Source organism: Paenibacillus sinopodophylli (genome assembly GCF_005930355.1).
Lineage (GTDB): Bacteria > Bacillota > Bacilli > Paenibacillales > Paenibacillaceae > Pristimantibacillus > Pristimantibacillus sinopodophylli.
In genome coordinates this window covers 2,212,388-2,237,379 of record NZ_VDBO01000001.1, presented here as the reverse complement: position 1 = coordinate 2,237,379, position 24,992 = coordinate 2,212,388, and the positions used below count along the sequence as shown (strand labels likewise).

Below are 24,992 nucleotides of genomic sequence, written 5' to 3'. Positions count from 1 at the left end.
GCTCAGCTTGCTTTTTTAGCGAATTTTTGGACGATAATGAATTGCTCCATAACATCGGCACCTGTTATAAATAAAGGACCGCTGCGCAGCCAGGCATGTGCAATTAATTTGCCCTCTTCATCTTTAGCTGTACCTAGATAAAGCGTACTGTCTAGCTTTCTTCTCTCTAGCATTTTTGAGCCGGCGATCGCCTTTACAAGGCATTTGCTGTCCCAGAACGTATAGCGGCTCACGATGCTCACCGCTTGAGAGATACGCTTCAACTCGCGCAGATCCTCTTTCCCGGCGTGGAGGGTCGTTTCTTCCGTTTTAGCTCCAAGCAACGGTGCGATTTTTGAGAATGGCCGAAGCATAAGCAGGCGTGCCCATGCCAAGTAGAGATAAGACTCACCAAACAAGAGGAAGGTGCGCTTGTCTAGCACGGCTATGAGCTTAAGTTTTTTCAGCAACAAGCACGAGACCTTCTTTCCTCATTTGCTCCAAAAACGAAATAACCTGCTGCTCACATTCCCTCTGATCAACATCATATTCAGATAATAGCTGCTCAACGATTTGCTGCGCCGATATATTCTCAGACAGAAGATCCCAAATTCGTCCGCCAGTTGTCCCTAGATTGTAATAGTTGCCGTTGCGTATGCTGAGCATGACCTTCTCACCGCCCATATCGCTTACGATGTTTTGCTCGCATGACATAATAAGATCTGATAATTGGATCGTTTCAGTATGAAGCATTTCATTATTCCTCCTTCTGTAAGGTGTTTACTAATAAGTCGGCAAGCTCATGTGCGCTAAAGTGCGAAGAGGATCTTTGCAGCTGGTGCATATCGATCTGACTCACAAATCGCGAGAGAGTCGTGAAATGCCAGCTCCGCAATTGCAGATGCTCTAATAAGAAATTTCGGAACGTATGCCGGAGCAGCGTTTGGAATCTGATTAGCCCTTGAATAGGCTTAATCAAGGTGTCTCCTTCCGTCTTCACAAGCTCGAATATTCCGCATAGCGGCAAGGGCTGGCTGCAGAATTGTGCCGTCACTGGAACCGTGAATTTGGTTTCCCGATCAAACAATGGCTGGAGGCGAGCAGAGCTCATGCCGAGGTGGTCGATCGTTTCCTGCCACATTTTTTGCTGTGGATAGGAAGGTGATACAATCGGAACGTTATTCTCATTAAGTGTTAGCGGTATGAGATCATCGCTTAATAGATGAAAGCCTTGACGAAGCAGCGTGGAGGCAAGCGTTGATTTGCCGGCTCCGGACTCGCCCAGAATGGCGTAGGCTTTGCCATGAATCGCAATTGCGCTTCCATGCAGCGGGAGAATTCTTTTCTGCAACAAAATAACGCCCATACAGGTGCCCAATAGGTACAATCTTATTTTATCTTCATTAAAGCCCTCAAACGGAGAGACGGTAATGCTATCGCCATTGCTTATAAGGAATATGGCGGTGTCAGGAACCCGAATGAGCACTTGATTATTTTCAACTGCGAAGTATTCATTGTCTGAGACCACGGAGCTCCATTGCAGCGTAAGATCCATCCGCGTTATGTGGACAGTATTCTCGGCGCTTGTATGAGGCTGAGTAAGCGGCGGGAGCTCAGGCAGTGGTAGATAGCTGTCGATTCGGAAACCAAAGGAAAAGTAGCTGTTCATGTTTATCGTATTAATCAAGGGTATCACTCCGGATCATGATGCGATATTGGGGGGCAGGTGCCTACAAGGAAAGATATAGGCACCTGAATGCTAAGTATGGGAAACGTATGGACTTGGAGCTAGCTGAAGTTGATAATTTCAGTTGGATCGGGTTGAACGGCATCGGGAGTTTTCAGCCCTGGTCCAGCCATAGTCATATTGACATTAAGCACTTCCAAAGCAGGTTGTTGCCACGATTTTTTTACTTGATTTTGCATAGAAATCACCTCCCTTCAAGCATGTTTTTTAATAAAGCGGCGAAAAATGAGACTGCGCATCAATATTCGAAAGTCAGTCTCGAAAACCTGTTCAGGACGCGGATTTTTCTCAATGGCAAGCAGCGCCTTTTTAAGCTCTACGATATTGAGGTAGTTGGATACGAGAGGGTCGCTTACCACTTGTCTCAATTCATCAATCAGAACGTCCCAAGAAGGAAGCATCCGATGTAGTCCATCGGCGCCTTGTATACCGCGTACCTTCTGATTAAGTCTGATGTCTTCTGGCAAATAGTTTTTGGTAGAGCGCCGAATGAGAGAGCGATCGAAGCCGTTCTGTACGAACTGCTCCTCAGGTACTGACAGACAAAATCGGATGACACGCAGATCATTCGTAGCATCACGTTCCCAAACGGCATACTTCAGCGATTGCTTGCAGCCGACAGTACCTGTAATGTTCCAATAATAGAGCATTTCGAATTGCTTCTTCCTTACCTCGTACACATCTTGGAAGGGGTTGCCCCAGAAATCATAGCCATGCTGCTGCAGCCGCTCATAGACATTCGTTTTGCGAGCGAATTCCGGATTGATTAGGTCGGGTAACTCAGGTTCGCTATTCCGAGACATCAGCTTCGCCATTGCGGGGAAAGCTTTTTTGCCCAGAATTGGCCAAATCCGCGATTGCTTGATGCCAAGCTCTTTGCTATAAAGTCTGGACTCCTTGGCAAGCTGTACCCACTTCAGCTTTCGCAGCAGGCTTGCTTGGTAATCGAGGGCTGGTCCCCAAGAAATGGTCCAGTTGCCGCGGCTCCCAGTGAGCAAGACGCCAAGGTTAAGGGCATTTGCTTGCTGATAAATACCTTTGACCCAATACGAGTTTTCATAAAACTTATAAGGTGTTTCCATAATCTCAAGCCATTCATCAATTTCTGTAAATGAGTTCTGATCGGGAAAGTTCAAATATTGCTCATGAATATTGCCAACGTGATCGACTGTCGATTGAATATTGTGGCGTTCATTTGCAATACGGCTCTTGGGCGTCCAATCATGGAAATCCTCGAGGGGCACATAGCTGAACGTATGCAATCGCTTGTTTTGCTCACGCAGCGCCTTGGCTGCAAAGCTTACGACGGATCCTGAATCGAGCCCGCCGCTTAGATTCGCACCAACTGGGCGGTGTGTGCGAAGCCGTGATGAAACTGCTGATTGGAAAACGTCACGGAAAGCTTCCTCATAGTCCTCGTTGGATTTCAGTTTTAGTTTAGTATGATAGGTAAATGTCGAATAGCGCGAGAACTTCAGCTCGCCATTACAAACCGTAATCGTATGTGAAGGCGGGATCTGGCCAATATGCTTATATACAGTCGTAAAGAGATCTACAGCCTCTGTCGTAATCGGAATCGCTAGAAATTCGGACATCCATTGCTCATTCAACTGTTTGTTTAAGCCCGGAATGGATAACAGCGGCTTTATAAGAGTGGAAAATGCGAACAACTCTTTCGTTCGGGCGTAATACAAGGTGCGGCTACCCGAGAAGTCTCTGGCTCCAAACAAGGAGCGATTATGCTCATCCCATATGACAAATGCGAAATCACCGATTAAGTGCTTAGGAGCATCATTGCCCCACTTCTTATAAGAGAGTAAAATTAACGCGCTATCCGTTATTTCTTTGCGGTTAGCCGGAGGAACTTGCAATTTCTCAAATAATTCTGAGCGATTGTCTATAATGGCATCAGCGGTAATGGTAAGACCGCTTGAGGGATCATGATAGGGCATGCTTTCTCCTACGGATTCAGGAGTAATCCATTGGGCATGGCAGCCTAGAAATACTTGCTCGTTGTGCCATGCATCAATATGATCAGCGGGATATTTCTGCAATTGCTGAAGCAGTGCAATACCCAGCTCTGGAGCGATAGGTTCATGATTGAGATGGCATATACCGACGATAGCGCTCATTGTTTCCTCCAGTCATTGATTAAGCAAAAATCAGTTGAAACTGTATTTGATGAATAGAAGGTTCTTATTAAAGAACATCCATGTGTGGTTGAAGTAAATGTTATTCATAAAGAGAATACATAAGGGCGGGCATGATCTGGTTTGGCATATTTAGCAGGGCGCTTCTCTTATTTTTGTTCTTTATAAAGAACTTGTGATTAGATTAGCATCTCTGCTGATTCGTTGTCAACAAGTTAATTTGAAAAGTGTGTTTTTTGTAGAAAGAGAGGGGATTAATAGATCGAGGATCGCTTATGCCAGCTGGCCATCTCTCTTGAGAGCAGTTGAGATTCGTTATTTAGTTTAATATACTAGAGCGTAAAGGTGACGTAGATGTCGGAGAAAAAAAGGGGGGGGGGAGATCGTTCTGATCTATATGCTAATACCCGCAGGTGTCGTTATTCTGTATTTATTATTTGTTTTCCCGACCCAATGGTTAAAGTTAGAGAGGATTAAACAGCCGATTGGCTTAAATAAGAAGATTTTGCAAATAAGCGATCTTCACTTTGATAGATTGCGTATACCTGTCAGCCGTATTAGCAAAGTCATTGAGGAGAATCGTCCTGACTATCTATTTCTGACAGGAGATTATACGTATAAGGAACGATATTTGACACGTGCAGCCCACTATTTCGAAGCGTTTGCGAGAAGTGGCATACCGATATATGCCGTATTAGGAAATCATGATTATGAACTGCCTCACCTGCAGAAGCTGCTTCGATTATTCGATGCTTACGGAATTAAGCTGTTACGGAATGAAGCTGTATTAGAAGAAAGCTTCTATTTGGTTGGGATTGATGATTACGGAACGGGACACAGTAAAATCAATAAAGCGTTTCAGTTTGTAGATGATTCGAAGCCCATCGTCGTTATCACCCATGATCCAAACGTGGTGCTTCGAATGAAGCGTCCATACAACTACTTAATGGCAGGTCATTTACATGGAAAACAGCTGAATGTGCCTTTCTTCTTCACCTTTAAGCCCAAAGGGCCGCTCACAGCGAAAGGGATATATAAAGGGCTTCATCACGACGAGAATGGAACCTACTATATATCCAAAGGAATAGGGCAGGCTGGGGTCAATGCACGCTTTATGGTTAGAAGTGAATTGACAATTCATGAGCTGTAACGCATTTGGCTTTAGGATTAGCTTTAAGATTAGCATTGACAAAGCTGCATGATGTTGCTAAGATTCTGATATAACCAAGTAAATCACTATGATTATCCGATTTAGGGATTTTTATTATTTATATACTCACGCGACCGTACAAACGGAGGTGTCCTTTTTCACAAGGGTCACCTCTTTTTTTATGTATATAGAAGGAGTGGCTGACATGGCAGAGAGAACGATTGTGTCACAGACGTTTGAGATTAAGTTGAACGAGCACCTCTATTTACGCGGCAGGGTGAAGACGCTTGAGGGAGGAGTAGCGAGGCCGATCGCCATCGTCGGTCATGGCTTTCGCGGCTTTCAGGATTGGGCATTCTGGCCAGAGGTGACGAATGGCTTGGCAGAGAATGGGTTCTACGCTGTCAGCTTCGATTTCTCACGGATTACAGCAAGGGAAGCTGGAATTAGCGAGGAGCTCATCGCTCAAGCTAGTACGGTTACGCAAGAACTTGTAGATTGGGATGTCATTATTCAGCATATTAAGCAAGGACTGCTGCCGCTTATCGAAGCTGCAGATGCCAGTCGAATTGCAATAATAGGCCATAGCAGAGCAGGAAGCAGCGGCCTCATTCTAGCAGGTGAGCAGCCAGAGGATGTGCAAGCTGTTGTCGTTTGGAATGGAGGTTCGACACCTTCCGGCGCTGCTGCCGATCAGCAGGCTACGCTGCTCCAGCAGCGGGTGGCTGAGGATGCGGAGACCAATCAACAACGGTTTGATGTGCTTGCCCATTTCGGTTCATTGGAGCAGCCTGTACTCATTGTGCAGGGAAGCATAGATCATGAGCGCCTACTCGCCGAGAATGCGAAGCTACAAGAAGCGAATCCAGAACAAACCTATGTTTCAATTGAGGGAGCCGACCATGTGTTCGGCGTTCGTCATCCTTATGAGGGAGCAACGCTTTATCTGAAGGAAGCACTCCATGCTACACTTAGTTTTCTTGAGAAGGTGTATTAATTTCTCTTTAAGTTAACAAGAGACCCCGAACAGCCGTTTAAGAGCGGCAGCACGGCGTCTCTTTCGTATGCCAGCCTATAAGAAAAAAAGAGATTAGTACGTTGAAACGGTTGCTGTTGCAAGGAAAAATCATGTTGACACATATGAAATGACGATGATATATTGTTTTCAGTAAAGTGCAGTAATCTTATCGGGATTATAATTGATTAATTTAAAAGTTAATTTGTGCATTACGTAATAGTCATTAGACAGAGGGGAAGATTGCTGCATTATGGAAAATAATTTATTAACGGCACTTGAGAACAATTGGATTACCTTGGTCGTATCAGCGGTGCTGCTTGGCGGTCTATACTTCTTGGCCAAAAAGCGGGTCGGCTTCGGAACTCGGGTCCTCGTTGCCCTCGGTTTGGGATTGGTTGCAGGCATTCTATTTAATAACTTCGAACTGGAAACCGAGGGAGTTGGCACAATTGGCTCCATCTACATTAACTTGATTCGAATGATCGTAATCCCGCTTGTATTCGTTCTAGTCATTAACAGTATCATATCGATCACGAACATTGAGTTTCTCCGCAAGCTTAGTGTTAAAACCATTGCATGGTTCCTCGCTACGACAGGTGTAGCCGCAATTATCGGACTACTCGTAGCGTCGGCAATTAATCCAGGCGCAGGCTTTGAATTAACGACACCAGAAAACTTTGTGGCTCGTGAAGTGCCAAGCTTCTTCAAAGTTATTTTGGATCAAGTACCGTCGAATCCGATTAGTGACGCTGCAGATGGGAAAGTAGTACCGATACTCATATTTGCGCTGTTTATTGCGGTTGCAATCGTGAAGGTAGGTGCAAAAAATCCGGAATCTGTTCAGCCATTCCGAGCGTTTATTCAATCAGCTACCACTATTCTTCATCAGGTCGTTAAGTTTGTACTTCGCTTTACGCCATACGGTGTTTATGCGTTGATTGCAGTTATGGCAGCCAAATATGGCTGGGAAACGCTTGAGCCGTTAGCCATGCTGATTGCTGTGAGTTATATCGCACTCATCCTCCATTTTGTATTCGTATTTGGCGGGTTGGTAACGTTTGTTGCGAAGGTTAATCCGTTCAAGTTTTTCCGGAAAGCTTATCCGACGATTGCAGTAGCGTTCACAACGCGCAGCAGCTTTGCGACGCTTCCTATCAATTTAGAGGTTATTACGAAACGTTTGCGCGTATCACCCAAAATTGCTAGTTTTGTAGCTCCGTTAGGCGCTACAATGAACTTTAATGGCTGCGGCGGCATTTGGCCGGCTGTTGTGTCCGTATTCGTCGCACAGGTTTATGGAGTAGCACTTACGGCAACGGACTATGTCCTAATTGTAGTAGTCAGCGTAATTTCATCAATCGGCGTAGCAGGAGTACCTGGACCTGCATCTATCTCAACAACGGTTGTTCTAACGGCTGTTGGCTTGCCGCTTGAAGGTATTGCTCTTGTAGTAGCGGTTGAGTCTCTAATCGATATGGGCCGTACAGCTGTTAACGCAACAGGTACGACTGTAACGGCATTGCTTGTAGCAGATTCTGAAGGTGAATTCGATCGTGAAGCATTCAATCGCGGGGATGAAGATGATCTGGAGCTTAATCCAGCCTAATCCGAAGAGTTTGTTCACGTTGCCGGCGCGAGCCTGAGGCAGTGCTCGCAAACGATCAAGCATACTGCATATAATGGAGTTTTGTGTTAAAAAAGCCCTTGCCTGTCACATCTATCGTGTGATGGCAAGGGCTTTGTGCAAATATAGGAAAGAATATGAGTTGACCATTCTTTCTCTATATTTCTCGGAATGAAACGCGCCGCCAAAGGAGAGAAACTGCCGTTTCGCCTTGAAATATAAGAATTTATAAGATTGTTCGCTTATAAAGGGCTTATATTTCACCGTCAAAGCTACTTCAGCGTCTTAAATGACGCCGAAGGCGTTTTTGCTTGGATTATGGTTCGTCGTGTACCTCTGGAAACCCGTGATCGTATTCGTCTTCACCGGGATAATCACGCGGCATTCCCGCATGGAGCGAGCGGTTCTCGTAATAAAAGCGGTTGGATGGCCGCTGGTCTATTCGCCATGGCGTGCTCTTGCCCAGTGATTCCATCAGCAGGTCAGAGCCATACGGGCCATCCGGAAATTCCTCCGGAATCAGGTCGTTGCGCTGCGATTCTACCGTCGATACATCGGTGTACGGCTGGCGATTTTCTTCCACAAATCGATCCATCAGCAGACTCCTCCTACAATGGTATGTGATTACCATTAAAGTGTACCCTGATTAATCGGTAAAATGCACCGTACCTACAACAAAATACAAAAATTGTACAAGCTCGGAAGCTTCTTCTTCCGTTAGTTTAAATACATGCTCTAAATAGCCTTCTTCTTCCAGATCATCCGGGCCGATTATAGCGGTTTTGCCGAATTGAAGATCTGTAATCAGCTTCTTGCCATAAAATCGGCTTGTAGACGTGATGGCCAGATCAAAACGCTTCAAGCTTGGACCGATAAATGTCACGTAGCGGGTCGACGTTTCTTCGGTAGAATCGGACATAAAATCAAAATCAGGCAGCAGCATATCGTATAGCCTCCACTTCATTAGTACAATCATTATACAATAACAAAATGCTTGTAATAAAGAAATCATTATGATAGCATGAAGGCAATCGAATCATTGAACGTGGAGGAAGCACCTCCTTTGCCCGTTGGGCAAAGGAGGTGCTTTTTTTTGTTTTACGGCATCCTCTCCTTCATTGGAAGCGCCTGCCCGTTCAAGCCATTCGCGAAACTACTATTTATTGGAGGATTGAGGTCAATATGCAAATTGTTTTTTTTAACACGTTTGAGAAGCCAGGCGAGGATCAAGGAATGGCCAGCGCACAGCTGTCCATTTGTGAGAGTCAAGGAATCTGGTCTGTGCTATGGATGGAGGGCGAATCGGAAAGCGGCAGCCCCCTGACCTGGTTCGAGGGCATGTCGTGGGAGGAAATGATCGTAGCCTTCCGGCATGGAGTCTCACGTGTTATGGGGGAAGGATACACACCCATTATCGATGGCATGCTGGATGATCGGAGGCCATCGTCAGGCAGCTTCGTCACGATGCTGCAGTGCTATGGTGAGCATCATCACAATCCAGAACTGTTCCAGAAGCTTCGCGAATGGCGACGTGCAACAGCGATAGCAGAGAAGCGTTCTGCCTATCTCGTTGCGACGAATCGGATATTATGGATGATCAGTGCATTCGTTCCTAAGACAGCAGAGGAATTATCCCAGATTCCTGGTTGGGGCAGCACGAAGCATGCTTCCTATGGTGCAGAAATGCTCGCCATTCTGGAAGAAGTGGAGCATGATTCGGTGTTCCCGCTGCAGTGGGTTGCTGAGAAGCTCGATACTGGCATTTATACACAGTGGCTCTACAAACAGAAAGAAACAAAATATAAATCGCTGATGGATCGTCAGATGGTCAAAAAGCACATTCTGCTAATGGTGCAGCAGGGGGGCTCGCTGGAACAGCTTGGTTCTGAGCTGGAGCTGTCCAGACGTGAGCTTATGGATCGGATCGAGCAATTGGAGCAGGAAGGTTATGACATGGATTCCCTCATAACGAGAGAGCTTAATGAGGTTCCCGAGGATGAGCAACTGCTCGTATGGGAAGCGCTGTCGCAGGTCGGTGATAAATACCTCAAGCCTATTCTTCAACAGGTATATGGGGCATCGGATGCATCGCAGCTCGGTAAGCCAGTCGATGTATTATATGAAAGGTTGCGGCTAATCAGGCTGCGGTTTCGCCGAAGCCTGACAAGTAAAGCTGTATAACGTAGAAGAACGACTGCGATATCTTTGGTGCTGAGCGTGCAGGCGTCTTCGTTAAGAAGGCGCCTTTGTGATTCCGATCTGATCAGTCCATACCGTATCCGCGAACCGAATACCTATATCCGACTCGCAAGGAAGACCGGTTTCGTAGGAACGGTTGCTGATCAGTGCAATGGCATGTTCGCGCAGCTCGCGCACATAAGAACGATCCTCTTTGGTAATCTGAGGTGCTTCATGGGCTCTGAGCCAAACAAGTATCGAGCGGATGACCTCGATTCCGTCATTTAGTGCTTGCTCCCATAAAGTCCACGCACTTGCATGATGATAGGAAATGCCATCTACAGGGTCAAGCCAAGGGGCTTCTGCTACATTCAAGACATCATAAGGAAAGGGTTCCTTTCCAAAGACGAATGGTTTAATCTGACCAAAGGTTAATGCACTTCTGAGTCCTGTCGGATCATGGAACAATCGCTGAGCAGCAATAAAATCTCGATTGGCTTGGTTGAAATCTTCACGCTGAATAAGAGGTGCAAGCTCTTCGTAATAGTGCGCAACAATGGATTCCAGCGCATCAAGTATAGGCGGAGGAAAGCTTCCGCCCGTGTGAACGAATTTCCAAACTGGGGTTTTCCATGTTTCGACACCCCAAAGCTCTCGCGCGATAATGGTGTCCATCATAATTTCAAAACGTTGATGATCCCATTTGCGGAAACCGGATTTGCTGAATACGTAAGGGTGCAAATTGCGATCGAGCACGTGATGAAGCACGAATCCAAGCGCATATAGGATGGAGGAATCAGGACTTTTAGGGCATGCCTTCCTTCCATTGACACCATCAAGCAGCTCTACTAGGACAGGGCCGCAATGAAAGTTATGCATTTGAGTGCCTAAACGGTTTAATGCTAAGCTTTGCTGCCACGGGAAGAAGCGGTGATAAAACAAAAAATCAGGTCCTTGGCAGCCCATGTTAAACATGTTTTTATGCTGTTCGGATTGCAGAAGCGCGCTTTCTCCCAGCTTTCCAAGCACTAGCTGTCCAAATATGAAATGAGCCCATACGTTTGGCACGCAGTAAACCCTCCAGTCCATTCCGGCATAGTGCCGTTTTCAAAAATAAAAAATAGTTCTTTAGTTATATATATTTTTTTTATAGTATACTTGTCCTAATCAATTAAGTATAATATAAACTAAATAAGACAAACCACGAATTTTGTCGAAAAGGAGCGTATCTTCATTATGAAGGCAGAATACATTAACCCGTTTCTTGAATCCGCAAAAATCGTAATTGAGCAAGTTGTTCAAATACGTCCTGCGACTGGAGAGCTAGGCCTCAAGGACATCAAGTTTGTAGAGAACTATATTTGGATTCAAATTGGGCTCAATGGACAAATGAACGGAGACATTGTATTCGGACTAAGTGAAGAAGTAGCTATGAAAATGGTTTCTGCGATGATGGGCGGATACGTAATTTCTGAAATCGATGAAATCGTGAAGAGTGCTATTTCTGAGCTCGGGAATATGATTAGCGGAAATGCCAGCACGATGTTGTTTAACCAAGGGGTGCGTGTCGATATTACGCCGCCTAAGGTTATCCAGTCTGCACAATCAGCAGGCTTTACTGCGCAGAAGGCACTGACCATACCGCTTATTATGGATGGAATCGGAGAGCTTGACATCCAAGTTTTAATCGCATCTTAGCATAGAAATAGCTCCTTAGGGAGCTTTTTTTGCGTCTGCAGGAGCAATCAAGTAAACTTGTAAATGGGTGATGTTGGATGCTAAAAGGCAAGGTTATATTCATCTCCGGCGCATCAAGCGGAATCGGAGCGTTAACGGCAGTCAAGCTTGCGGAGCAGGGGGCAATACCTGTGCTAACCGGAAGAAATATCGATAAGCTCAAAGAGATCGCCTCGATGATAAAAGGTTCAGTCTCTTATTATCAAATGGATGTAACCGACAATAATCAAGTACTGCAAACAGTAGAAGCCGTCATTGCGAAATACGGTAAAATAGATGTCTTGCTGAATAATGCCGGATACGGTCAGTTTGAACATTTTGCAAGCATGCCTTTGGAGAACTTCGCCCAGATGATGGATACCAACTATATGGGAATCGTACGCTGTACAAAGGCTGTCCTCCCGCATATGGTGAAACGCGGAAGTGGACACATTGTTAATATTGCTTCGCTAGCAGGCAAGATCGGAACAGCGAAATCGACCAGCTACACGGCTACCAAGCATGCGGTGCTGGGCTTTACGAATTCGCTGAGAATGGAGCTTCAAGGGAGCGGCATTCAGGTGTCAGCCGTGAATCCAGGGCCGATTGATACCCCTTTTTTCTCGCTTGCTGATCCTTCAGGCTCTTACGTGAAAAACGTTAGTTGGTTTATGATGAAGCCAGAGTACGTAGTCACTCGGATTGTCAGGCTGATTAAACGGCGGAAATCCGAGCTTGACCTTCCCAAAAAGGCGGCTTTTGCCATCAAGCTTTACCAGTTGCTGCCACGCACCATTGATCGACTCTTCGGCGGCATGCTGAATCGAAAATAAAGGTTTAATTGAGAGAGGATTAAAGAATGAGTAAGCATACTTGGAATGAGATTGGTATTAATGAGCTGCTTGAGAGTAAGCTGGCAGCTAACGGAATAATGGAACCAACGGATGTGCAGGCAGAGACGATCCCGATTCTGCTTGGCGGAAGCGATGTTTCTGCAAGATCGCAGACGGGGACAGGCAAGACGCTTGCCTATTTGCTGCCGCTGCTGCAGAAGCTGAACTCGTATTCGAATGCGGTACAAGGCGTTATTCTTGCGCCGACGCAAGAGCTTGCGATGCAAATCGTGCGTGTAGCGGAGATTTATGCAGAACCGCTCAATATACGTGTGCAGCAGTTGATTGGCGGTGCGGCACTTAAGCGTCAGGTCGAGAAGCTCAAGCTTCGCCCTCAGCTCGTTATCGGAACGCCGGGGCGCATCCATGAGCTGATTAAAATTCGTAAGCTCAAGCTTACGGATGTCAACAATGTCGTTGTCGATGAAGCGGATCAAGTATTCCAGCTTGGCTCGACAAAAGAAGTTGAGGTTATTTTGCATAACATGGGCAAGGGACGTCAAATCGCGTTTTTCTCTGCGACATATCCGGATCAAATGGCGCGTTTTGAAGGCCGCTGGATGAAAAATCCGGAGCGTATTCAAATTACGCCGGAGCATCGTGTGTCTCAAACGATTGATAATTATTTCGTAGTCAGCGACAAACGTGACAAGACGGATACGGCGCGGCGCCTTGTCCGCTTACTGAACCCATCATCGGCATTGCTTTTCTTGAATGACACGGATAACATCTCCAACTGGGAATCGAAGCTTAGCTATGAAGGATTTACAGTTGAGGCTCTTTATGGTGACGCGGACAAGCAGCGCAGAGCCGCAACGCTTACACGGTTCCGCGAGGGTCGCTGCCAACTGCTGCTCGCAACCGATGTTGCTGCAAGGGGACTCGATATTGAAGGTTTGCCACTGGTGATTCAGCTAGATCCAGCAGCTGATGCGGATCATTACGTTCACCGTGCTGGGCGCACAGGGCGTATGGGCAGGCCAGGTACGGTTATTTCGATCGTAATGCCGCAGGAGCTATTCATAATGGAGAAGTTCCGTAAACAGCTCGGTATCGAGCTTTCTGAGCGAACGATGTTTAGAGGCAAGCTTCTATCGGATGAAGAACTGAAAGAAGCAACTCGTCCATTCGCGGCCCGTCATGAAGCGAAGCTGGCTGAGCGTTCAGATGCACAGTTCAAGCGTTCACAAGAAAAGAAGGAAGCTGCTGCAATGCCAACAGCAACAACAGCAACAGCAACAACAGCAACAGCAACAACAGCAAAGGAACTGAAGCCTGTTGAGATCAAAGCCGCTGCCGCAGCACCAAAACCGAAAGTGAAAACGGCAGCCCAAGGAACTCCTAAGCCGTCACCGAAGAAAGTGGAGCGTAAGCGCGAGGGTAAAAACAAGGGCGCTCCGAAGTGGTTGAAAGCGAAGCGCGAAGCCGAAAAAGAAAAGTAATACAAAAAATTTGAACAGCCACCCTCTTAAATCGATTAGCCTATCCCGAAACCTATGGGCGAAGGTAAAAAAATGCGGCAAAACCCGCAATCGAAAAAGGAGAGTGGCTTTCTTGATGAAACAAACGATGTGGAAAAAGACGGCAATATCCTCGCTTGCGCTGCTAATGCTTGCAGGCGGAGCTTCGTCAGCTTTTGCTGATGGAGGTAAAGGCAAGGGGCATAACGGCGGTCGAGACGACGATAAGGGCCGTAATGAGGATAAGAAGGATAAAGATGATGATTATAAAGTAACTTGGAAATTCAAGGATGAGGATGACCTGAAGTGGGCAATGGAGTATATTATGCGACTAGCCTCGAAGGGTGTATTCACCGGATATGAAGATGGCAGCTTCAAGCCGAACCAGAAGATCAGCCGGATTGAAACGCTGACTGCAGCAGTCAGACTTATGGGTTTGCGTGCACAAGCTGAATCGACGGAAGAGATGAACACCGATCTTCAATTCAAGGATGCAGACAAGATTGAGAAAAAATATCCGTGGGCGGTTGGCTACGTAGCGGTTGCACTGGAAAACGATTTGTTCTCCGAGACTGAAACGGAAGTGAAACCGGAGGCAAACGCAACAAGATTGTGGTCCACCATTCTTCTTGTAAAAGCGCTTAAACTGGAAGCTGAGGCGAAAGCGCTGAACAATACGAAGCTGGACTTTAAGGATGCAAACGAAATACCAGCCGGATCTGTAGGTTATGTTGCGCTTGCACTTAAGAAGGGTATCATTACAGGCTATGAGGACAAGCACGGTAAAACCTTCCGACCGAATCAGCCGGTTACTCGCGCAGAGCTGGCAGCGCTTCTGGATCGCACAGATACGGAGATGCCGGATCAGGATGCCCAGGCTGTAACGGGCAAGCTGAAAGCTGCTCCTGCTGACGGCAAGCTGACTATTGTGAAGACAGACAATTCGGAAGCAACGCTTGCCATTGATCCGAATGTATTCATATTCCGCGATGATAAGAAAGCACCACTGAGCGCGCTGCGCGCCGGCGATGAGGTTCTCGTCCGGACTTATCAGAATAAAGTAGTATTCATCGAGGTAACCAAATCTGCGCAGGCGGTTACGACGTTCTCGGAGCTTGGTACTATTCATTCCTTAACGTTTAATGCGCAGGCAAAGCTTGCAACGATTTCCATTACACGGGTTGAGAACTCGCAAACCGTGCTGCTGGTCTATAACGTAGACGCCAATGTAGCCATTGCCGGAGACGCATCGCTGCTGAAAGCGGGACAGCTTGTGCAGGTGAAGGGTGAAAATACAATTGCAAAGGTAATTGAAATTAAATAATGGTTAAGAGACGGCGCCATCGCTAGCGATGGCGTCTTTTTTTTGTTAGGGCACGCTAGGAGATAAGGTAGGAAAATAGGCTTCTTTACTAATTCCGATAAAAACGATGGGATAAATTAAAATAATCGTTGACATGGCATTCTTTGGGTAATAGAATAAACATGTAATCAAAGTGTGTTGGCTAACCATTTTGTAGGATAACAAAAGAAGAATAATCGACTGGACCACCAGAGATTCGATGAGCGCGCTAAGAGGCGTCTTGTTGAGTCTCCTTTTTTTATCTTAGCAAATAACAACAAAACGATGCTCAATGAGCGAAGCGAAAGGGATGTTTACAAAAATGAAAAAACTAACATTAACATTGATTTCTGCTACCGTGGCTTTCTCAGCTCTTACTTACGTAGCCGTTTCTGCAAAACAAGCACAAGGCGTTCCACTTCCTAAGAATAATGCTGCAGTTACAGCTCCTGTTCAAGAAGAGAAGCCGGCAGTTGCTGATACAGCAGTCGTAAAAACAGCTTCAGCAGTGGTAGAGAACGAGCCAAAGGCAGATGCTGCGGCAGTGAAAATAGAGGAAGCAGCACCGCAAGCGGCTAAAGCGGCAGTGGTGGTGGAAGAGCCGAAGGCAGCAGCTGCGGCTGAAACCAAAACAGTGGAATCCAAACCAGCAGTTGTCGCATCATCTACTGAAAAAGCAACGGCACAGCCTAAAGCAAGCACATCGGCAGTAAAAGAAGAAGCTCCAAAAGCAGCTGCTCCTGTCGTAAAAGAAGCAAGCACTACGAAAGCTGCTGCTTCCGCTCCAGTGGTGAAAGAAGAAGTAAAAGCTGCTCCTGTAGTGAAAGAGGAAGTAAAAGCAGTAGTGAAAGAAGAAGTAAAAGCTGCTCCTGCTCCGGAAGTCGTGAAAGAAGAGAAAAAACAAGTTACGATTATTAAAAAAGAAGCAGCTGCACCGAAAGCACCAGCAGCTGCGAGCTCAAATTCTTCGTCAGGTTCTTCTTCAGGCTCTTCGTCAGCACCAGCTGAGTCAAGCACATCTGTTGAAGAGATTTGCTAGTCATAATACGTATCAGTAATAACCTATTTCCATATGAGCTTCCTAATTAGCTCTACACAAAAAATGGGCGGTCGATGGCTGCCCATTTTTTTTGTTTCATCTTGCTGTGATAATAGCATGTCTGAAGATCAAGGGCATACGAAGGAGTAGAATAGTTTGGATTATTTTTTAGCATTTTCAGCAGGGCTGTTATCTTTCTTATCGCCATGTGTACTCCCGCTTATTCCGGTTTATTTAAGCTATATTATCGGCTCATCCGCATCAGAGGCGAACATCGGCAAAGCAAAACTAAATGTTGGCGCCAAATCTGTGTTCTTTATTGTTGGCTTCTCAATTGTATTCATTCTTCTAGGCATTTCTGTAAGCTCAGTGAGTAAATTGTTCGCTGATCATATGGTTGTCATTCGGCAGATCGGCGGTATTCTCATCTTTATTTTTGGCTTGCACATGATCGGTCTGTTTAGAATCAAATTTCTGTATGCACAGAAAAGATTCTCACCTGCTGCGTCAAATAAGAAAACCTGGAGCTCGTTTCTTCTAGGCATGGCTTTCGCAGCTGGCTGGACCCCCTGCATCGGGCCAATATTGTCTACGATTCTGATCTACGCTGGAAGCATGGATACGATTGAGAAAGGGGTATCGCTGCTTGTCCTCTATTCACTTGGCATGGGTCTGCCATTCTTTCTGTCAGCCTTGCTTGTTGATCATTTGAACGTTTATTTGAAAAAGTTTTCAACCTATATGCCGATCGTATCTATCGTCAGTGGAGTTATTATGCTTGTAATGGGTGTTCTCGTCCTCACTGACAAGCTGGATATGATCAACCAATCCTTTAGCTTCTTCGGTTTATAAGCGAAGCGATCCAACTGCCAAATGTCTATTTTCGAAACCGAAGCATTGTTTTTTTTGATATTGGACTCATAATTCGGTATGCTGTTTACGAGTAGTATACCAATTTGCAATGTTGAAGGTGATAGAATGGAGTCTATTTTGAAAGTAAGCGGATTAACCGGAGGCTACAGCCCAAGAAGACCTGTGCTGCATGATATAACCTTTGAAGTGAAGGCAGGCGAAATGATCGGGCTGATTGGGCTGAACGGAGCAGGGAAAAGCACGACAATTAAGCACATACTGGGCTTGATGAAGCCGCAGACCGGTGATGTGCGTATCGACGGCGTCACGCTGGAGGAGGAGACAGAGCGTTATCGTTCGGCATTCGCTTATGTGCCGGAGACACCGGTGCTGTTCGATGAGCTCACGGTGGAGGAGCATTTACGGTTAACGGGCATGGCTTACAGCGTCAAGGATAATCATTATGAGGAGCGGGAGGAAGAGCTGCTGGAGCAATTCCAAATGATGCCTAAGCGCAAAGCGTTCGCGTCACATTTGTCGAAAGGCATGAAACAGAAGGTTATGATTATGAACGCGCTACTAGCGGATCCGTCTTTGTACATCATCGATGAGCCTTTTCTAGGTCTTGACCCGCTTGGGATCCGCTCTTTGCTTGAGCGCCTAGTTGAGGTGAAGCAGAAGGGGGCGGCGATCCTGATGAGCTCGCATATCCTATCAACCGTGGAAGCCTATTGCGACCGGTTTATCGTTATGCATCACGGTTCAATCGTTGCGATGGGGACGCTGGAGGATGTGCGCAGAGCAGCAGGGATGGAAACAAGGGGCGGTTCGCTGGAGGATGCCTTCTATAAGCTTGTTACTGGGGGCAATGCTTAATGGGCAGCGACCGCACGCTTGAATCGATATGGCAACGACGGGCAAAAGCATTTCGAACGGAGACTATGCCTTATTTCCGCTATATGGGACAGAGTGGATTTCCTGCATTCCTGTCATTGATCGTTATATCCTCAGCGATCGGATATATCGGTTTACTTCGTCATGTACCAGATGATTTTCCATTTACGATTGTCGGCGTTATCGCTTTGACTCTAGTCCTCTGCTGGAGCCCGCTTCGTACTTGGCTGGCTGCTGGCGATACCGTATTTATGATGCCGCGCGAGGCGGACATGAACGGTTATTTGCGATTATCTCTCCGTTATACGACGTTAGGCTGTGCAGTGCTCGTTGCAATCGTATTCCTTCTGTATATGCTCATTTACGTACAAGGGCCAGCTATTAATGGTGCTTGGACACTTGGGATTGTGGCTGCCGGCTTAAAGGCAGTCAATGTTTGGGGCGCTTGGCAGGAACGTCAGATGACGTGGCCGAGCATGAGATGGCTGCTTCGTTCGCTGCGCTGGGCGATGACGGCTTTGACTGTTGCAGCCTGGCTTACCAGTCTGTTATGGCAAGCTGCAGCCTTTACATTGCTTCTAGGCATACTCTGCATGGTATTGTACCGATTGCCAAGCAAGCATCGTTTCCCGTGGGAGAGGCTGATTGACGAAGAAGCGAGAACACGGAAGCGCTATTATGTTTTTTTCGGATTGTTCATTGATGTTCCGACATTGTCATCGAGCATAATCAAAAGATCCTACTTGTCTTGGATGCTCCGCAGGATTAGCTTTGCGAATCGCAATACTTTCGTTTATCTCTATTCTGCATCGCTGATGAGAACAGAGGTAGGGGGAATTGTCCTTAGGCTTCTCTTCCTTGGCTGCTTAATTGTTTATTGGTTTGCTGAGGCCGTTTCTTTGTCTGGCTATGGCAGCTTGATCGCCTTTTTCATTTTCATGGGTTTGATCGCTGTTCAGTTAGGCGGGTTGAGGCATGTTCATCGTTACTCGGTGTGGAAGCATGTATATCCACTGCCAGAGAAGCAGAGAACGGATCAATTTCTACGCGTAGACCGCTTTGCAATAGTGCTGTGCACAGCACTATTATGGCTGTTTGCAGCGATTCCATTGGCGCTGTCTGGCGTGTATATGCTTTCGCTTGCGGCGGCAGTGCTGGCGATCGTTTATTTGGCTGTTCGTCCCATGCGTTTGCGCAAGAAGCTTGCTCAAGACGAGGAAGAGGAATAATAGTGCAGTACAACAGCAGCTCATAACAAAAAAACGTGCTTGCGGGCATTGTCAACAGACAAGCCGCAAGCACGTTTTTTTTTATAATATTAGGAAAGTAGGTTATTTCGCCAATAATTCATTAACGGCTTTGAATATCGTATCGAACAATTCTTCGAGGTTGCCTTCCTCAATGCAGGAGAATGCAACTCGCAGGTCCGTTTCACCTAGCGCGATTGTCCCAATGCCGTATTGGTTCAACAAATGGACCCGAACCGCTTCAGCCGAAATACCTTGCAGCTTCAAGCACATGAAATAGCCGGAGTTAAACGGGTAGTATCCCCATACATTGCCATAGCGCCCGCTTTCGAGCAAATTTTTGACGCGGTTGGCGCGCCCCTTCATAATATCGTACTTCTCAGCCTTCTGGGCTTCGAAATCAGGTGATGTCAAAGCATGCAGTACGAAGGTTTGAGAAGGATGAGGTCCGCTCGAAATCGTTGCACGTATAATGCCGGTCGTTTTTTGCTCAAGTGCAGCCAGAACAGCTGGGGAACTGGATGCATAGGTGATAAAGCCAACGCGGAAGCCCCATACGTATTCCTCTTTTGTAGCGCCGTCTACCTTAATTGCAAGCACACGAGGGTGCAGATCGGATAGCTTAGCGAACAGCGATTCGTGCAGGGAATCCTCAAAGAACAAGCCGAAATAAGCATCGTCGGTTACGACAACGACATTAATGCCTGCATCAGCGGCATCACGGATTGCAGCAACGATCTCATCGCCTTCTTCAGGACCTGGTGTGTATCCAGTAGGATTGTTCGGAAAGTTAAGCAGTACAATGGCTTTGCCTTTATCCTTCTGAGCCAGCAATGCTTGGCGGAGACCTTCGCTGTTGAAACGAGTTTGGTCATTATATAGCGGGTACTCCACGATTTCGGCGCCGCGGCGAATGCCGAAGGTCAGCTCGTAATTTTCCCAATTTTTATTCGGAATAACAACAGCATCTCCCGCATCCGCGAATAAATCGGCAACAATGCTTAATCCGTGAGTCAAAGCGTTGGTTACGACAGGATTGCCGAAGCTCTTGCTCTCGAGCGACGGGTTGTCTTTCACCATCTTGGTGCGCCAAGCAGCGCGAAGCTCGGGCTTCCCGCCTGGAGGCGCATATTCATATATATCTTTCGGATTGTAAGCAGAAAGCGTCTCTTGAATAACCTTGAGATGCATAGGCTGTCCGCCTTCTGTTGCAATGCCGATCGTAGCGTTAAATTTAGTTGCTTTCGTCTTCGCTTCGGCGGACTGGCTCAGTATGCCCTCTTTCGGGAAATAAATCGCTTTGCCTAAGGCTGACAACATCGCATAGACGTTCGGACTCTCCGATTGCAACGTCTCGTTTAACTGATGAGCAAGTGGGTTCATGGACTTTATTCCATCCTTCCGAAATCATTCTTTTAGATTGTATACTATTAGGCGTAAGCCATTTTCGCTTGAAATATAGGAAAGTATATCTTTAGGCTATACCTTCTCTAAATTTCTTGGAATGAAACGCGCACCGCCACCAAAGGACAGAGACAGCCGTTTCACCTTGTCGGGTGCTATTATAACATTTTTTTCGAGCTGCAAACCATTCTCAAAGCAAATATTTTCGTAATTTTACGTGGCTTGCGTAAAACTTTGCCACTGTTGTATGATGACGGCATAGATTTGTACAGGAGGTTGCATGATGCTGCACATTTCGCCGGATTCATTTGTTCTACTGCCTGCTTTTGCCAAGATCGTATGCGAGCCTGGCTGGAGATGGGCAAGACGCGAGAAGCCAATGGCTAATTTTGATTTATTTTATGTATGGAGCGGAGAAGGCGAGGTAGAGGTTAACGGAACCCCCTACGACGTTGGACCGGGAAGCTGCTTTTTATTTCGTCCAGGTGATTACACTAGCGCCACTCATAATCCTCAGCGTCCACTCGTATTATCCTATATTCATTTTGCCGTCAGTGAAACGATAGATGCGGTGCCTAATCGCTATAGGCAATTTCAAGACACCGTCGACTTTGAATATATGCTCTCTCGTTACGTAAGGTTGTTTCTTGTTCAGACCTACGCGGCCGAGGAGGAGGCGCAGCTCGTTCTGAAGCAGCTCATGATTCATTTGCTGCGAGAGGACAAGCAGCTGCCTGTGGAGAAGAAGGCGAGCAATCAGTTGACCGAGGCCATCCATGAAGTGGCTAACTTCGTCCGTCAGAACCCGAGCATTGCACATCGCGTTGAGGATCTGGCCATGCGTGCTCAGCTGTCGCCACGATACTTCTCGATGAAATTCAAAGAGTTGATCGGCATGTCTGTACAAACCTACATGATCCGCACACGTATTGAACGGGCACAGCATTTGCTCATGCATGCGGGAATGAACGTAACAGAGGTAGCGGATGCACTGGGCTACCGGGACATCTTTTTTTTCAGCCGACAGTTCAAGCAGTATACGGGGCGCAGTCCATCGGAAATAAGATGACGATGTATGAATACGACACAAACAAAAACCGAACGGCTCTGTAAGGAGCCGTTCGGTTTTTGTTTGAAATAAAGGAAAAGATACATTTCGCCAACTTCTCCATATTTCTACACGAAACGTTAGCTTAGCCGCCAGATGACTATATCAGCCGTTTACGCTTGTGTCGTTAGCTGTGAAGAGTACCAAGCAGCTCGCCCATTCGAACCTTTGTGCCAAGCAGTCCACTCTCTCTCGGCTTGAAGCTGCCATCCTCTAACAGCAGTACTACGGTGGAGCCGAACTCGAAATAAGCAAGCTCATCACCCTTAAGCATCTCCTCTTGAAGCGGCAGCACATATTGAATGCTGCTTACATTCATCGCACCAACCTTAACAACGGCGGCCTCGCCTGCTTCGTGCTTCATATAGGTGATGAGCCGCTCGTTTCGGCTAAGCACCCGGCGCATATGACGGAGCCCGAAATCGTTAACGGGGTATACCTTGCCTGGAATATGCTCGCGTTCAACGACACGTCCGCGGACAGGTGTGTGAATGCGGTGGTAATCGGTAGGACTCAAATAAAGGACGAGGTAATAACCATTCATATAATTAGCCGTTCGTGGTGATTGGTTTAGCAGCTCATCAATCGTATAATTCTGACCTTTTACATTGACGATTGTGCCGCTGTTAATGTCACCTGCACCTGTGATCAGCGCGTCTACCGGACTGACGAGGGAACTAGCGCCATCGTGAATCGGCCTTAGTCCTGGTTTTAGACGGCGGGTGAAAAACTCGTTTAACGTCTTATATTGTGAAAGAGGTTTTTCTGCTTCCTCCGTTTTAATACCGTATGCTGCGGCGAAGCGTGAAATAAATCGACGGCTGACGGTCGATTGCGCCAACTTGCCGGTTATGCGGGATATCCACTTGCGAGAGCTTAATTCTGTCATTGAACGAAGCAGCCATTTCATCATACGTGAACCGTCACGTCCTTTCCTGCATGGGCCATTTATACTTATACCCACCACACAGTGTGACATATCCAGTTCCATTTTTCAATATGCTGCAGCTTTCCTTTTATTCGCAAGGATAAAAACATACACAGCAGTCGCGGCGAGAAGCGCCGCAAGTATAAAGGCCGCAACTGTAACATCAGCCTGCTGTCCGTCTTTGACAGCAATGGCGATGAAAGACCATACGAAAACGAGAATAAAGGCAGGATCAAGATAGGCGAAGCCGATGGTTACAGCAAGCAGTGTAGCAATAACAAGCAGAATAACCGTCCATATGTCATCGGATAAGCCGAAGCCGTTCCAGTTCGTTGCAGACAATGCAACCGTAATGTTCACAATGGTCGCATTGCTGATCCAGCCTAGATATATACTGAACGGAAGCCTGACGAGAAAACGTTCACCTGAGGTAGGGGACTGCTTTCTTTTTCTTACGGCTGTATAAATAGAGATAAGTGAAAGCAGCAAAGCAAGCATCACGAAGACACTGCTGCCCAGTTTTTCGTAATGCCATACGAGGATCCAGGCTATGTTAAGCAAACAGCTGATTAGAAACCAAGGCCCGATACTCTGTACGATTTTGCTATTTGTGCCTTTAGGGGTTAGCTGATAGAATACGAAGCCGATCAACAGCAGGTAGATGACGGACCATATGGAGAATGCATACGGCGCAGGAGTAATAAGCACGGGATATTTGGCGGATAACTCACCTGTTGTTTTCCCATTAATCGGGAGCCACTGCGCCAGTGCATTCACGATTAAAACGGCAGCGAGACCAATTACATTCAACCATCGCAAACTGCTTTTCATTTCAGATCCCTCCAATTTCATTAATTGCATAAGCTTCTTGTATCATATGTAAACCATTCGACTGCTTTTTATTCATAATAAGTTGTTCGTAAGCGAGGAGGTCTAGTTTAAGGCTGCAACAAATGACCAATCCTTATGCTAAGAGGTGAAGCAGAGAAATGATCATTTTGATAGGGGCAGCCCTTGTTGTCGGAACGGTTTTAGTCGTATGGATGAGCAGAATCAGCGAAGTTGCCAGCCGTGTTTTGGACGGTGCAGCGGCTTTGGCTGTATTTTTGTTTTTTGTAACTGCAGCAGATGCCGTGGCAGAGACGCTGCTTCATGACACCATATTTATGACAGAAGTGCATCGTGTGCTTGCAAATCCTATTTTTCTTGCTAGTGGTGCTTACCTCGGACCTTACTTATTAGCGAGGATAGCTGCGCTGCCAGTGTATTTCAAATATAGGAAAGGATAGCCTAGGCCATCCTTTCTCTATATTTCTCGGAGTGAAACGCGCCACGCCGCCAAAAGATGGCGCCAGCCGTTTCACCTTGAAATATAGGAAAGTATATGATTTCGCCATCCTTTCTCTATATTTCTCGGAATGAAACGCGCCACGCCGCCAAAGGATGGCGCCAGCCGTTTCACCTTGTTCAGTCCCAAATATGCCATCTCGCTTGCCATTATTTCCTGCATTCCAGTATGATATGAACAGACGTTGAAGGAGGATTCTGCTATGAGTGAGCCAAAGCTTCCCTTGCCGGAAGCGTTAATATTTGATATGGACGGCACGCTGTTCGAGACGGATACACTGCTTGTAGCCGTTCACGAGCGCGTGTTCGAGACGCTGAGAGCAGAGCATCTTTATGAGCATCCAACACCTCCGGTGGAACGTTTGCTTAGCTGCCTCGGCATGCTGCTGGAGGATATATGGCGCCAGGTGATGCCGGGAAGCACAGAGGCGGCTAGAAATCGCGCAGATGACTTGCTGCTGCAATATGAGCTTGAGGGCTTGGCAGTGGGTGAGGGGAAGCTTTATCCCTATGTGGCAGAGACGCTTCGCGAATTGAAGCTTCGTGGAATCAAGTTGTTCGTTGCAAGCAACGGGCTGGAGGATTATGTGAAGGGCGTTGCACGTTACAAAGGCATAGCTGAGTTGTTTGACGGACTTTATAGTGCGGGCGAGTATGCAACTGCGAGCAAGGTCGATTTGGTCGAGCGTCTTATGCAGGATCATGGCATACAATCGGCATGGATGGTCGGAGACCGTTCATCTGATGTGGAGGCAGGAAAGGGAAATGGATTGCCAACCATCGGGTGTGCATATGCAACATATGGGCGCTCTGCTGAGCTTGAGGGAGCGGACGCCTTGATTAACGATTTCCGTGATCTACTCAAGCTGCTGGAAACGTAATAGAATAAACGCGCCTCTAAAGGCAACAAAGCTAA

26 protein-coding genes are annotated in these 24,992 nt (G+C 46.7%); 15 read left to right on the top strand and 11 right to left on the bottom strand.

Annotated elements, in window-relative coordinates:
* Positions 1-2: 2 nt before the first annotated feature.
* From FGT79_RS09920 to FGT79_RS09900, 5 genes are all read right to left on the bottom strand, one after another.
* Complete coding sequence (locus FGT79_RS09920; RefSeq protein ID WP_281285917.1) at positions 3-452, bottom strand: lasso peptide biosynthesis B2 protein; 450 nt, start codon at positions 450-452, stop codon at positions 3-5.
* The gene (locus tag FGT79_RS09915) at positions 433-732 is read right to left on the bottom strand and encodes a lasso peptide biosynthesis PqqD family chaperone (protein WP_138752498.1); all 300 of its coding nucleotides are present in this window, start codon (positions 730-732) and stop codon (positions 433-435) included. The genes FGT79_RS09920 and FGT79_RS09915 overlap by 20 nt, the downstream gene beginning before the upstream one ends.
* 4 nt (positions 733-736) lie before the next feature.
* Complete coding sequence (locus FGT79_RS09910; RefSeq protein WP_138752497.1) at positions 737-1,666, bottom strand: HPr kinase/phosphorylase; 930 nt, start codon at positions 1,664-1,666, stop codon at positions 737-739.
* 101 nt (positions 1,667-1,767) lie between these two features.
* Positions 1,768-1,905, bottom strand: a complete 138-nt coding sequence (locus tag FGT79_RS09905; protein WP_138752496.1) for a paeninodin family lasso peptide — start codon at positions 1,903-1,905, stop codon at positions 1,768-1,770.
* 15 nt (positions 1,906-1,920) lie between these two features.
* On the bottom strand, positions 1,921-3,858 hold the full coding sequence (locus tag FGT79_RS09900) for an asparagine synthase-related protein (protein ID WP_138752495.1): 1,938 nt from the start codon (positions 3,856-3,858) through the stop codon (positions 1,921-1,923).
* 415 nt (positions 3,859-4,273) lie between these two features.
* On the opposite strand from FGT79_RS09900, the gene FGT79_RS09895 reads away from it, so the two are divergent.
* From FGT79_RS09895 to FGT79_RS09885, 3 genes are all read left to right on the top strand, one after another.
* On the top strand, positions 4,274-5,026 hold the full coding sequence (locus FGT79_RS09895; RefSeq protein WP_171056153.1) for a metallophosphoesterase: 753 nt from the start codon (positions 4,274-4,276) through the stop codon (positions 5,024-5,026).
* A 205-nt stretch (positions 5,027-5,231) separates the two neighbouring features.
* Positions 5,232-6,023: an alpha/beta hydrolase family protein gene (locus FGT79_RS09890; protein WP_138752493.1), complete on the top strand. Its 792-nt coding sequence runs from the start codon at positions 5,232-5,234 to the stop codon at positions 6,021-6,023.
* A 271-nt stretch (positions 6,024-6,294) separates the two neighbouring features.
* Entirely contained in the window at positions 6,295-7,650 is a 1,356-nt protein-coding gene (locus FGT79_RS09885; RefSeq protein ID WP_138752492.1) for a dicarboxylate/amino acid:cation symporter, read from the top strand.
* Between the two features lie 334 nt (positions 7,651-7,984).
* Here FGT79_RS09885 and FGT79_RS09880 read toward each other — a convergent pair whose 3' ends face one another.
* Entirely contained in the window at positions 7,985-8,263 is a 279-nt protein-coding gene (locus FGT79_RS09880) for a hypothetical protein (protein WP_138752491.1), read from the bottom strand.
* A gap of 51 nt (positions 8,264-8,314) precedes the next feature.
* On the bottom strand, positions 8,315-8,611 hold the full coding sequence (locus tag FGT79_RS09875; RefSeq protein WP_171056152.1) for a DUF3055 domain-containing protein: 297 nt from the start codon (positions 8,609-8,611) through the stop codon (positions 8,315-8,317).
* Between the two features lie 239 nt (positions 8,612-8,850).
* On the opposite strand from FGT79_RS09875, the gene FGT79_RS09870 reads away from it, so the two are divergent.
* The gene (locus FGT79_RS09870) at positions 8,851-9,849 is read left to right on the top strand and encodes an HRDC domain-containing protein (protein WP_138752490.1); all 999 of its coding nucleotides are present in this window, start codon (positions 8,851-8,853) and stop codon (positions 9,847-9,849) included.
* 51 nt (positions 9,850-9,900) lie between these two features.
* On the opposite strand, the gene FGT79_RS09865 is transcribed toward FGT79_RS09870, so the two are convergent.
* Complete coding sequence (locus FGT79_RS09865) at positions 9,901-10,914, bottom strand: zinc dependent phospholipase C family protein (RefSeq protein ID WP_138752489.1); 1,014 nt, start codon at positions 10,912-10,914, stop codon at positions 9,901-9,903.
* Positions 10,915-11,082: 168 nt separating this feature from the next.
* On the opposite strand from FGT79_RS09865, the gene FGT79_RS09860 reads away from it, so the two are divergent.
* The 8 genes from FGT79_RS09860 to FGT79_RS09825 all read left to right on the top strand — a co-directional run bounded on the left by FGT79_RS09860 (position 11,083) and on the right by FGT79_RS09825 (position 19,271).
* On the top strand, positions 11,083-11,544 hold the full coding sequence (locus tag FGT79_RS09860; RefSeq protein WP_138752488.1) for a chemotaxis protein CheX: 462 nt from the start codon (positions 11,083-11,085) through the stop codon (positions 11,542-11,544).
* Between the two features lie 77 nt (positions 11,545-11,621).
* Positions 11,622-12,395, top strand: a complete 774-nt coding sequence (locus tag FGT79_RS09855; protein ID WP_138752487.1) for an SDR family NAD(P)-dependent oxidoreductase — start codon at positions 11,622-11,624, stop codon at positions 12,393-12,395.
* 26 nt (positions 12,396-12,421) lie between these two features.
* Positions 12,422-13,897 carry a DEAD/DEAH box helicase gene (locus tag FGT79_RS09850; protein ID WP_138752486.1) on the top strand — a complete coding sequence of 492 codons (1,476 nt, stop codon included), beginning with the start codon at positions 12,422-12,424 and terminating at the stop codon, positions 13,895-13,897.
* A 115-nt stretch (positions 13,898-14,012) separates the two neighbouring features.
* On the top strand, positions 14,013-15,239 hold the full coding sequence (locus FGT79_RS09845; protein WP_138753027.1) for an S-layer homology domain-containing protein: 1,227 nt from the start codon (positions 14,013-14,015) through the stop codon (positions 15,237-15,239).
* A 340-nt stretch (positions 15,240-15,579) separates the two neighbouring features.
* Positions 15,580-16,296 (top strand): hypothetical protein, encoded by a 717-nt coding sequence (locus FGT79_RS09840; protein ID WP_138752485.1) that lies wholly within the window; start codon positions 15,580-15,582, stop codon positions 16,294-16,296.
* 156 nt (positions 16,297-16,452) lie between these two features.
* Positions 16,453-17,148 carry a cytochrome c biogenesis CcdA family protein gene (locus FGT79_RS09835; protein WP_138752484.1) on the top strand — a complete coding sequence of 232 codons (696 nt, stop codon included), beginning with the start codon at positions 16,453-16,455 and terminating at the stop codon, positions 17,146-17,148.
* Between the two features lie 126 nt (positions 17,149-17,274).
* Entirely contained in the window at positions 17,275-18,024 is a 750-nt protein-coding gene (locus tag FGT79_RS09830; RefSeq protein WP_138752483.1) for an ABC transporter ATP-binding protein, read from the top strand.
* Positions 18,024-19,271 carry an ABC transporter permease gene (locus FGT79_RS09825; RefSeq protein ID WP_138752482.1) on the top strand — a complete coding sequence of 416 codons (1,248 nt, stop codon included), beginning with the start codon at positions 18,024-18,026 and terminating at the stop codon, positions 19,269-19,271. Before FGT79_RS09830 ends, FGT79_RS09825 begins: the two co-directional genes overlap by 1 nt.
* Positions 19,272-19,373: 102 nt before the next feature.
* Here the strand turns inward: FGT79_RS09825 and FGT79_RS09820 are convergent, their stop codons facing one another.
* Entirely contained in the window at positions 19,374-20,672 is a 1,299-nt protein-coding gene (locus tag FGT79_RS09820) for an aminotransferase class I/II-fold pyridoxal phosphate-dependent enzyme (protein WP_138752481.1), read from the bottom strand.
* A gap of 304 nt (positions 20,673-20,976) precedes the next feature.
* On the opposite strand from FGT79_RS09820, the gene FGT79_RS09815 reads away from it, so the two are divergent.
* Positions 20,977-21,762, top strand: coding sequence for a helix-turn-helix domain-containing protein (locus tag FGT79_RS09815; RefSeq protein WP_138753026.1), 786 nt, complete (start codon positions 20,977-20,979; stop codon positions 21,760-21,762).
* Between the two features lie 166 nt (positions 21,763-21,928).
* Here the strand turns inward: FGT79_RS09815 and asd are convergent, their stop codons facing one another.
* Both asd and FGT79_RS09805 read right to left on the bottom strand, forming a co-directional pair.
* On the bottom strand, positions 21,929-22,714 hold the full coding sequence (gene asd / locus FGT79_RS09810; protein ID WP_171056151.1) for an archaetidylserine decarboxylase: 786 nt from the start codon (positions 22,712-22,714) through the stop codon (positions 21,929-21,931).
* Positions 22,715-22,795: 81 nt separating this feature from the next.
* Entirely contained in the window at positions 22,796-23,560 is a 765-nt protein-coding gene (locus FGT79_RS09805) for a tryptophan-rich sensory protein (RefSeq protein ID WP_138752480.1), read from the bottom strand.
* Between the two features lie 158 nt (positions 23,561-23,718).
* Here FGT79_RS09805 and FGT79_RS09800 point away from each other — a divergent pair, with 158 nt between their 5' ends.
* Both FGT79_RS09800 and FGT79_RS09795 read left to right on the top strand, forming a co-directional pair.
* Positions 23,719-24,018, top strand: coding sequence for a hypothetical protein (locus FGT79_RS09800; protein ID WP_138752479.1), 300 nt, complete (start codon positions 23,719-23,721; stop codon positions 24,016-24,018).
* 261 nt (positions 24,019-24,279) lie between these two features.
* Positions 24,280-24,957, top strand: a complete 678-nt coding sequence (locus tag FGT79_RS09795; protein WP_138752478.1) for an HAD family hydrolase — start codon at positions 24,280-24,282, stop codon at positions 24,955-24,957.
* The last annotated feature ends 35 nt before the right edge of the window (positions 24,958-24,992 follow it).